This is a genomic window from Microbacterium sp. HJ5, assembly GCF_054824025.1.
The window spans coordinates 121,940-131,601 of sequence record NZ_JSYE01000021.1 but is presented as its reverse complement, the minus strand read 5'-3'; the positions used below and the strand labels follow the sequence as shown (position 1 = coordinate 131,601).

Sequence of the window (9,662 nt, the reverse complement as noted above, 5' to 3'; positions counted from 1 at the left end):
GACGAGCACTCCGGATGATCCGCCGCACGGTCTAGAGCAATTGGAAGCTCAGTTCGAACTCTGACAGCGTCGGCCTTGGGCTGTGACGACCGCAGCACCTCACACGCGGAGCATGCGCGTTGTTTCCGCTGGCGTTCCGCCGCCGACACATCAGTCGGGCAGAACGGATCCCTGCGCGAGGACATCCATCACCGGGTACAGCCAGTCCTCAAGTGGCTCGAAGCCGCTGGCGTCCAGCCGGTGACGCACCTGGTACCCATCTCGTGCTCCGATGACCAGTCCTGCGTCGCGCAGGATGGCCAGATTCCTCGACGCGCTGAAGCGCGACTGCTCCGTACGTGCAGCCACTTCGCCGATGTTGAGGGAGCCGGTCCGACCGTTCTCGCGCCAGACGACGCAGAGCTCCCTGAGAATCGCGAGACGATCGGGGCTCGCGAGAGCGGCGAAGAAGCGGTCGTCGGCTCCCTCGTCGTCTGCGACCGCTTCAGTTCCGGGTTGCGCCTTCCTCAGCCACCCACTGCGAAGGAATGTCCGAGCTCTGTGCGTGCTGAGGCAGAGACTCCCATCGACGACGAAGACCCCCGCAGCACTCGCCATTTGGCGGAGCTGCGGGGGTCTCGTACGGTTGCGCCCCAGTCGCTAGACCCAGTCGCCTACGCTTGCCGGCCCCCATAGGGAGGGACCCTCAGGCGAGCGCACCCCAAGGCGGACCGAGCCTGTCACCTGCTTCGTGTCCTCAGTAGGTGTTTGCGGTGCCGTTCTTCACCTGGAGCGACAGGCGCGTGGTGCCGCTGCCGAAGATGTTGCTCCAGGTGGTGGCGAGGTTGACCATTGCCGGGAGGCTTCCCGACTGAGTCGTACGGATGAGCTCGAACACCGGGTAAGTGCAGCTGGTGACCATGCACTTGAAGGTCGGCGTGTTGTAGCTGATGAGGTACGCGGGGCGACCGAGGTTGGGGTTTCCCACATCCATGCTGACCTTGAAGGCAAGGGTCACGGCCGTGTACCAGCCGTTGGCCGAGCAGCCAGTCCAGCGCGTCCCGCTCTTGGTGCATCCCTCGACGACCATCGTCGTGGGACCGTCGGTGGCCTTGACCTTGGGCTTCTCGACCTCGAACACCGAGATCGAGCCGTCCTCATAGCGCTTCACCGTGTCGAGAGAGTCCCGGTCTTCGTGCGTCTCGGTCGAGACCGGCACCGCGGTGTCCATCATCGCGTCGACGGGCATTCCCGCGCTGAGCTTGTCGAGCAGAGCGTCCTGCTGCTCCGGGGTCACGCCGTACTGAGTCCACTTCGACGTGACCTCCGCGACGAATTCGGGCTCAAGCGGCGATTCCTCGACTGCGTACGCCGGCGCTGCGAGCAGCGAGCTCGCAAACGCCGCGACAAGCACGGTGCCCATCAGGGTACGGGCGAGGGGCTTGGATCGCATTTTGATCACAAGGATCCTTTCTCTGGGGAGGGGCGGGAGCTGGGGTGCACCCGCAACGGGTACCAGTCTTAGGCCCGCCGATAGTTGCGCTTTCCGTCATCCCGCACATCTGTGGAAAACTCTTTCCGACACGGTGAGCGCCGGGATACGATCGGAGCATGCTTGAGACTGGCGCAGCCGTGAACCCCACCCTCCCTGTGGGCTTCGACCTCGTCTTCGCGGTTGTCGCGATCGCCGTCGTGGCTCTCGCGATAGCCGCTCTTGTGTCGATCTACCGGCACCGGGACGACCTCGGCCGGCCCGTCACCGCCGTGTGGATGGTGGCGGTCGTCGTGCTGCCGATCATCGCCTCAGTCGCATGGTTCATCTTCGGCCTGCCGAAGATGAACCACACCGCGCAGCTTCCTCAGAGCTGACGCAACTATCGCGGTACGCCACGCTATTCGGGCGCGACGCCCGGCTATCTGGTGGCGAGGCCTTGAGCTCCACTCCGAGGCTCCGTGGGGGCCGTCCTCTTGGCGGCCCTCGCCCTCACCACCGGCTGCACCAATGCGCTAGTCGGCGCACGGGCCTGTGACGGTGGGGATGGACGAGGGTGAGGCATGTATCGGACCTCCTGGCCAAGTGATCTTCAGCCTATGTTGCGATCGTTGTCGGGCGAGGAGCGCGGGTCGGCATTAAGCGCTGGTGCCGCCGCCCTGATCGGCGTCGGCTGCGGGATCAGCCCGGATGCAGTCGGGCGGGCAAAATTCCGCTTGCCACCGGCTACATACCGTCGGTCAGTCCGGGGTCGTTCGATGGCGGCATCGGGAAGCTGTACCTTCCGTCCGGCTGCGGGGGCGTTTGACAGCGACCGTTGCCGATGTCAATGCAGCGGTGGGCCTGCTCGAGCGAATCGTGCGCCAGCCTGAATGCCTGCCTGGCCTCAGCATCGAGCGGTAGCTCCACCTCGTGGACGCGAGGTGGCCTGCTTGAGAGCAGGTAGGCGTCCCCCTGGACCGCTCCGCCGTGTGGGTAGCGCGACTCGTAACGGCACGGATCCGGCCAAAGCTCCCTCGTGGTGAGCCGGCGCGCGTGCGAGTGCATCAACTCCTCGATGCGCGCGGTTGCCCAGGGACTCCAGGCGTAGAAGCCGAGCATCCCGTCAACGACCCCCTCGGCACCACAACGAGAGGTGACCTCGGCCTCGCTGATCCACCAGCGGGAGTACCAGCGGCCGCACTGTTCGCTCCAGCAGGCCAGCATCGCCTCAGCGCGGATGGGCTTTCTTGAGCCGGTCCACGAGCGCGAGAAACTCGCTGGCAACGTCCGCATCAGCATCGGTCCAGCGGGCGTTCAGGTGGGTGCGCCGGGATACCTCCTCCGCGTCAGCGTGACGCGTGTGCGGCGTCGAGATGACGGCGGGCCGCATTGATCGCCAGTCTCGCGTGCTCTTTCGGACCGACCTGCGCGACGAGCATCGCCCGCGGGATCTCCAGTGCGAACGGGATGCCGTCGGGAAGCGCGTCGAGGATGCCGAACATGTCGATGCCGCCCTCGCCAGGGAAGAGCCGCTCGAACCGTGCCGTGTGGATGAGCTCGGATGTCGCCGTCGGGATCTCCCCGGGGGCGTCGCACACGTGCGCGTAGTGGAACCACTCGCGTGGAAGCGTGCGGAGTTCCTCGACATCGGACCGCGATCGGGCGAAGTGGAGCAGGTCGATGAGCATGCCGGCGTTCGGTTGATCCGCCGCTCGCAGCACGCGCGTCGCCTCCGCCAGGCTGGGTGTCTCCGTCCACGAGGGGAACTCCAGGTCGACCGTCAGCCCGAGCGGGCGGGCGAGCTGGCAGAGTTCGGCGAACCGGTCGGCCTTGCGTGCGAAGTCCGCGTCGGGCAGCTGTGCGATCACGTGACGGGCACCGAGCTCCGCTCCGGCCTCGAGGAAGCGCAGGTAGTCGCGCGGGCTGTCGCCCGAGGTCATGCGCGCGAGCTCGATGTCGAGCACCTCGACCCCGGTCGCTGCGAGATGCGTCTTCGTCGCCCGCATCAGGGCGGGATCGGATGCGAGCGGATAGTGCGGCTCCTGCGTCGTGACCTTCGTCATGCGCAGGCCGACATAGCGGTACCCCGCCGCCGCCGCCGCATCGACCAGCTCGGGAGGGGAGAGGCTCAGCGCCGTGAGATGCGCGAGGGAGTAGTCGTGGCGCTCTTCCGGTGCCGACTCACCGGCCGCGCTCGCGCGCATCCGCAGACGCTGGCGACGATGGGCGGCCATGCGGAGCGGCACCGTGTGGGGATCGCCCAGCCCGTCGTATCCGCCGACTCGCTGCACGATCTCGAAGAAGACCTTCGACCCGAGCATCTCCGTGAAGAAGTGGAAGTACTCGCCGTCCTCGTCACGGTCATACAGAATCGACAGCTCCCGCAGCTGCGCGAGAAGCCCCTCCGGTAGATCGAATCGCGCGTCGAGATCGTCGTAGTAGTTGTCCGGGATCCGAAGGATGGGTGCACCGCGTTCCCGCATGTCTCGGGCCGCGGCGATCGCGTCGTCGGTGCGGAACGAGACGAGCTGCGGACTGGAGATGGCGGGCGCCCAATCGCCGCGCCGCAGGGCGCTCGTGCTGAGCGCGATGCGGACGTCACCCTCGGGATCCCGCGCCGACCACCCCCGGATGAGCCCGAACGGCGCCGTGATCTCGGAGGACTCCCCCGGGACGAGGCCGAGGACCGTTCGCAGGAAGAGGGCGGACTGGTCGAAGTCGTCCACGGACTCGGTGATCGAGACATGGTCGACTCCCCGCACCACGCTCGGTCGGAGACCGGATGCCTCGTCCCGCCGGAAGTCGTCGAGCCAGACCTCGCCGGCGCCTGAGCCGCAGAAGAACAGCGCGGTCCCGCCGGGGGTGGCGACCGAGGCGAGGTCCGACTCGCCCGCGTGCCGCACCCGGGCGAGCTTCGGTGCGAGCAGGGCGTCCGCTCTCCGCATCGAGGCCGCCGGATCCGCGCTCTGCACGGCGAGGGCGCAGATCGACGCCGTTGCGGGATCCACCGATCGTTCGGGCACGTGGTTGAGGAGCACGCGCGCTTCACCCTGCTCCCACAGATGCACGGGCTTCGTTCGGTGGGTCGCCGTCTCTGTGAAACCCAGCGACGCCAGCGCGCGCGACATGAGCGGGGCCGATACCTCGTCGACCGCCAGCTCCACGAACGCGAAGCCGCCGAGCCTCGGCGCCGCCGGCAGGTCGCCGGGAGCACCGCCGTCACCGCGAGCTGCGACGGTCTCGGCGAGCGTGCGGACCGACCGCATGGCATCGGTGGCCGCGTGCCGGGGATCCTCCTGCTGGTAGACGTCGTTGAAGACCTCGAGCGCGATGGGCCCGCCATATCCGCGCGCGATCAGGCTCTCGAGGAATCCGGCGACATCGAGCGCACCCTGACCGGGGAACATCCGAGAGTGCAGACTCCACTCGCGAACGTCGAGGTTGGGGCGCGGCGCATCAGCCAGCTGCACGTGGAACACCTTCTCGACCGGCACCCGCGAGACAGCCGCCGGGTCGTTGTGCGGCGACAGGACGTGGAAGCTGTCGAGGCACAGTCCCAGGGACGGGTGGTCTACGCGTTCGACCAGGCTCCACGCGTCCAGATGGGTGCGCACCCTGCCCCACGGAACGGCTTCGTAGGCGAGCCGAACGCCCCGCGCGCCCGCGAGTTCCGCCACGTCACGCAGCTGCTCCGCGGCGAGGTCGTTGTCGTCGAGCCCGTCGTCGGTCGACGAAGGACAGCAGACCAGGACGCTCGCGCCGAGCTCGGCCATCAGGTCGAGCTTTTTGTCGGCGCGGCGCAGTGTCGCCGCGAACCGGCCGGCACCGACCGTCTCGATGTGGAACGGCTGGTAGACATCGATCGTCAGCCCCAGCCGGGCGGCCTCCTCGGCGACGCGCCTCGGCGACCACGACGACATCACCAGGTCGTACTCGAGCAGCTCGATCCCGCGGAAACCCGCAGCCGCGGCGGCGCGCATCTTGTCCTCGAGCGTGCCCGACAGGCACACGGTCGAGATGGAGAGGTTCCGCATAGCGGGGGCGACGTTCATGCGCGGCTCACGTGGCGACGTGCCCGACCCTTTCGCCGGGCGAATAGATGTCGAGGATGTTCCAGTGACCCGTCGTGGGCGTCGGCACGTTGACCATCGAGACGTCGATGACGACCGGCGCTCCCAGCGTGATCGCGCGTTCGAGGGCCGGCTTGAACTCCGCGGCCGACTCGATCCGGATGCCGGTCACGCCGTAGGCCTGCGCGATCGCGGCGAAGTCGGTGTACATCGGGTCGTCGGCGCTGCCGAACACCGTCCCGAACGTCGTGTCGAATGCGGACTTTTCGAGACCCGCAATGGTGCCGAACGCATTGTTGTTCATCACGACCCACACCACCGGGAGGTTCTCCTCGCGCGCCGTCGAGAGGACCGCGGGATTCTGGCCGAATCCCCCGTCGCCGACGAGCGACACCACCACGCGATCAGGACGCGCCATCTTGGCGCCGACCGCCGCCGGAGCCCCGAAGCCCATCGTGGCGAAGCCGCCCGGCGTGAGGAAGGTCCCCGGGGTCAGGATGTCGAACTGCTGTCCGACCCCGTTCTTGTTCCACCCGACATCGGTGGTGATAATCGCATCGGGCGGGAGCACCTCCCGCGTCTCGGAGAGGATCCGCTCAGGACGCATGGGCCAGTCGTCCGAAACCTGCGCCTCGGCGTTGGCGAGACGGACGCTCGCGCGACTGGCGGCGATCCGTTCGAGCAGCTCCGGCCGCTGAACACCATCGGGGGCAAGGCGCCGAGCTGCGCTGGAGAGCACTGCCAGCGCCGACTTCAGATCGGCGAGCGCTCCGATCTCGAGCGGATAGTTCCGACCGAGCTCGGCTGGATCGACGTCGATCTGCATGAGCTTGGTGCCGGGGATGTCGAAGGTGTACTCCGGATACCACGAGCTCGAGTCCGCCTCCGCGAAGCGTGTACCCAGCGCGAGGATCCAATCGGCGGTGCGGGTCGTCTCGTTCGTGAACGACGTGCCCCAGAACCCCGTCATGCCCAGCACGAGCGGGTTGTCGTCGGGGACCGCCCCCTTGCCCATCAGACTGTGGGCGATCGGCAGCGAAAGCAGGTCGGCGAACTCGGCGAGCTCGGCCGCAGCATCCGCCGCCACGATGCCCCCGCCGACGTACAGCACCGGCCGCTCGGCATCGAGCAGGTTCTGGACGATGCGCTCGGCCACCGCCTCGTCGAGGCTCGGCTTCACGAGCGACCGGGTCCCGCCGATCACCCTGTCGAACGAGGCCACGTCGACCTCGGCGGAGAAGACGTCCATGGGGATATCGACGAGCACCGGCCCCGGGCGGCCGCTCTCGGCCAGCCGGAAGGCCTTGTCGAGAACCTCGGCGACGAGGTGCGGCTGATCGACCCGCCACGCCCGCTTGACGAAGGGCCGGTAGATCTCGTACTGAGCGGCGTCGGCGTGCAGGTTGATCTCCTGGTGCGGATGCTTGCCGAAGTAGTGCGTGGGGACGTCACCGGCGATGACGACCATGGGCACCGAGTCCAGCGCGGCGTTGGCCACACCGGTCGTGGCGTTCGTCAGACCGGGGCCGAGGTGGGTGAGCACGACCCCGGTCCGCTTGGTGACGCGGGCGTAGCCGTCCGCCGCGTGCGCGGCGATCTGCTCGTGGCGCACGTTCACGAACGCGAGACGTTCGCTCTTCTCGAGGGCCGCGAGCAGGGCGATGTTGGTGTGCCCGCACAGGCCGAAGATGTGCTCGACGTCCCGTGCCTCCAGGTAGCGGACGATCTGGTTGGACACGAGGTCCTTCATCTGGTTCTCCTTCATTTCCCACGCTCCTGAGGAACGGACCTGCGCGCCGGACCGGTGTAGGTGTACCCGATCGACTTCGGGACCGGGCCCTTGATGCGCCCGCCCTGCTCCATCTGCTCGACCGCGTGCGCGAGGATCCCGACCGATCGCGCGAGGATGAACACGCCGCGCCCGAGCTCGGGCGTGAAGCCGAGTTCGCAGTAGATGACGGCGGTCACCCCATCGACGTTCATCGGGATGCGGCGCGTGCGGCCGGCGCTGATTGCGTCCTCGACAGCGCGGCCGATCCGTGCGAAGCGTCCGTCGATCGTTCCGTCATCCGCGGCGCGGTCGACGATCGACAGCAGGCGCGGCGTGCGCGGGTCGAGCGGGTGGAAACGGTGGCCGAATCCGGGGACGTAGGTCATGCCTGCGGCACGCCGTCGCTCGAGCACGGCGCGGGTGACGCTCTCGACGTCCTCGCCCGCGCCGAGCTCGGCATCGATCTCGAGATAGAGCTCCATGCACTGCTGGCCGGGCCCGCCGTGGATGTCGTCGAGCACGTTGATCGCCGATGCCATCGCCCCGTTCACCGGCGAGCCGCAGGTGGTGGCCATGCGGGCGATCGCGATCGAGGGGGCCTGGGGCCCGTGGTCGACCGAGGCGACCATGGCCGCCTCCAGCAGATCGGCCTCCGCACGGGAAGGCAGCTCGCCCCGGAGCATCAGCCAGATCGTGTCGACGAATCCGACCCGGCCGATGAGCTCCTCGATGGGGTACCCCCGCAGCGAGATCGCGCCGGGGGCGACATCGATGATGTCGGTGTGCCACCACCGTCGCGCTTCGTCGACCAGTGCCGCGTCGCTCGCCTCCGTGCGCTCGTCCGCGTCGGCGCTCACGACGCTGCCGTCCTCACCGGTTCGGTCTCCTCGAGCGCAGGGTCGTAGAAGTCGCCGAAAAGGTCCCGGTCGGTCGGCCGGTCCTCCGCGATGGTGCGTGACACCCACGTCGTGTTCAGGTAGTGGCGCAGCGAGACGTTCTCCGAGGTGATGTTGCCGCCCCACGTGCCGCATCCCATCGAAGAGGTCATCGGCATCCCATTGGTGAACGAACCGGCGTTCGCCTTCGAGTTCGGCTGGCGGACCATGATGCGGGACACCGGCATATGCCGTGCGAAGTAGTCGATGTGGGCGTCGTCGGTCGACGCGATGCCGCAGGAGTGCCCCTTTCCGCCGATGTCGTAGAGGCGCTTGGCGACCTCGACGCCGTCCTCGAAGGAGCCCTCGTACGCGTGCACCGCCATAAGTGTCGTGAGCTTCTCCTTGCAGAACTGCCGGTCCTCTGCGATTCCGTCGCCCTCGACGACGATGAACCGCGTGCCCGGCGGCACCTCGAATCCCGCGGCGCGCGCGAGCGCCTGCGGCGATACCGCCACCGTGTCGGCCAGGCGGTGGCCTTCGGCATCCCACATCACCGCCTGGAGTGCCGCGCGCTCGGCCGCCGTCGCCAGATATCCGCCCTCGCTCTGCAGCGCCGCGAGCATGTCACGGTAGCGGCTCGCCGGCACCAGGACGTTTCCGTCGGCGGAGCACCCCGAGCCGAAGTCGGAGGTCTTCGAGAGCATGCAGTTGCGCGCGGTCTCTGCGAGATCCGCCGTCTCGTCGACGAACTCGGTCGCATTGCCCGCGCCGACCCCGTAGGCAGGTGTGCCGGAGCTGTACGCCGCGCGGACGAGTCCCTGCCCGCCCGTAGCGATCACGAGGTCGGACCGCTTCATGATCTCCTGCGAGGCGGCGAGGCTCGGAAGCGTGATGCACTGCAGGATGTCCGCGGGAGCTCCCTCCGCCTCCAAGGCTTCACGCATGAGCCGCACCGTCTCGAAGGTCGTGTTCTTCGAGCGAGGATGCGGTGAGAACACCACCACGTCGCGCGCCTTGATCGCGTAGATCGCGTTGCCCGCGGGCGTGAGGTCGGGGTTGGTCGTCGGCACCACGCAGCCGATGATGCCGACCGGCTTGCCGTACTTGACGAGGCCCTTCTCGACGTCCTCCTCGATGATGCCCACCGAGGGACTGCGCAGGGCGTCACGCAGCACGCCGCGGATCTTCATGCGCTTGTTCATGCGGCTGTCGAAGTCGCCGAGGCCCGACTCGTGGATACCCATGCCGACGAGCCGGTGAAACGACGAGCGATTGGCGACCGACCATGCCACAGCGCGGATCAGGCGGTCGACGCGGTCCTGATCGTAGGTCTCGATGACGGCGAGCGCCGCGCGTGCGCGGGCGAAGACATCGTCGAGCTCCGCCTCCTGTTCAGGCGACAGCGACTTGGGGGCTGAGGCAGCCATGACAACTCCGTCCGTGGGGCACCGATGCCGACTGCCGCATGCTACGCACGGCCCGTGATCGCC

Annotated in this window: 7 protein-coding genes; 1 reads left to right on the top strand and 6 read right to left on the bottom strand. The window is 67.9% G+C overall.

All coding sequences use genetic code 11. The features are described from left to right. Window positions 1-150: 150 nt before the first annotated feature. A complete protein-coding gene (locus tag OB08_RS11755; protein ID WP_461474924.1) occupies window positions 151-597 on the bottom strand; it encodes an ArsR/SmtB family transcription factor in 447 nt (148 codons plus the stop codon). 139 nt (window positions 598-736) lie between these two features. Then, window positions 737-1,432, bottom strand: a complete 696-nt coding sequence (locus OB08_RS11750; RefSeq protein ID WP_461474922.1) for a hypothetical protein — start codon at window positions 1,430-1,432, stop codon at window positions 737-739. Window positions 1,433-1,590: 158 nt separating this feature from the next. On the opposite strand from OB08_RS11750, the gene OB08_RS11745 reads away from it, so the two are divergent. Continuing rightward, complete coding sequence (locus tag OB08_RS11745) at window positions 1,591-1,848, top strand: PLDc N-terminal domain-containing protein (protein ID WP_461474921.1); 258 nt, start codon at window positions 1,591-1,593, stop codon at window positions 1,846-1,848. A gap of 951 nt (window positions 1,849-2,799) precedes the next feature. Here OB08_RS11745 and OB08_RS11740 read toward each other — a convergent pair. From OB08_RS11740 to OB08_RS11725, 4 genes are read right to left on the bottom strand one after another with little or no spacing between them, the layout of a single operon-like run. Beyond that, on the bottom strand, window positions 2,800-5,505 hold the full coding sequence (locus OB08_RS11740; RefSeq protein WP_461474919.1) for a TIM barrel protein: 2,706 nt from the start codon (window positions 5,503-5,505) through the stop codon (window positions 2,800-2,802). A gap of 7 nt (window positions 5,506-5,512) precedes the next feature. Further along, on the bottom strand, window positions 5,513-7,288 hold the full coding sequence (locus OB08_RS11735; RefSeq protein WP_461474917.1) for a thiamine pyrophosphate-binding protein: 1,776 nt from the start codon (window positions 7,286-7,288) through the stop codon (window positions 5,513-5,515). Then, the gene (locus OB08_RS11730) at window positions 7,285-8,151 is read right to left on the bottom strand and encodes a citryl-CoA lyase (RefSeq protein WP_461474915.1); all 867 of its coding nucleotides are present in this window, start codon (window positions 8,149-8,151) and stop codon (window positions 7,285-7,287) included. Before OB08_RS11730 ends, OB08_RS11735 begins: the two co-directional genes overlap by 4 nt. Further along, entirely contained in the window at window positions 8,148-9,599 is a 1,452-nt protein-coding gene (locus tag OB08_RS11725) for an aldehyde dehydrogenase family protein (RefSeq protein ID WP_461474913.1), read from the bottom strand. The genes OB08_RS11730 and OB08_RS11725 overlap by 4 nt, the downstream gene beginning before the upstream one ends. Between the last annotated feature and the right edge of the window lie 63 nt (window positions 9,600-9,662).

Bases quoted from the DNA above. Each gene is read 5' to 3' on its own strand.
- OB08_RS11755 (WP_461474924.1), bottom strand. From the start codon at position 597: ATGGCGAGTGCTGCGGGGGTCTTCGTCGTCGATGGGAGTCTCTGCCTC.
- OB08_RS11750 (WP_461474922.1), bottom strand. From the start codon at position 1,432: ATGCGATCCAAGCCCCTCGCCCGTACCCTGATGGGCACCGTGCTTGTC.
- OB08_RS11745 (WP_461474921.1), top strand. From the start codon at position 1,591: ATGCTTGAGACTGGCGCAGCCGTGAACCCCACCCTCCCTGTGGGCTTC.
- OB08_RS11740 (WP_461474919.1), bottom strand. From the start codon at position 5,505: ATGAACGTCGCCCCCGCTATGCGGAACCTCTCCATCTCGACCGTGTGC.
- OB08_RS11735 (WP_461474917.1), bottom strand. From the start codon at position 7,288: ATGAAGGAGAACCAGATGAAGGACCTCGTGTCCAACCAGATCGTCCGC.
- OB08_RS11725 (WP_461474913.1), bottom strand. From the start codon at position 9,599: ATGGCTGCCTCAGCCCCCAAGTCGCTGTCGCCTGAACAGGAGGCGGAG.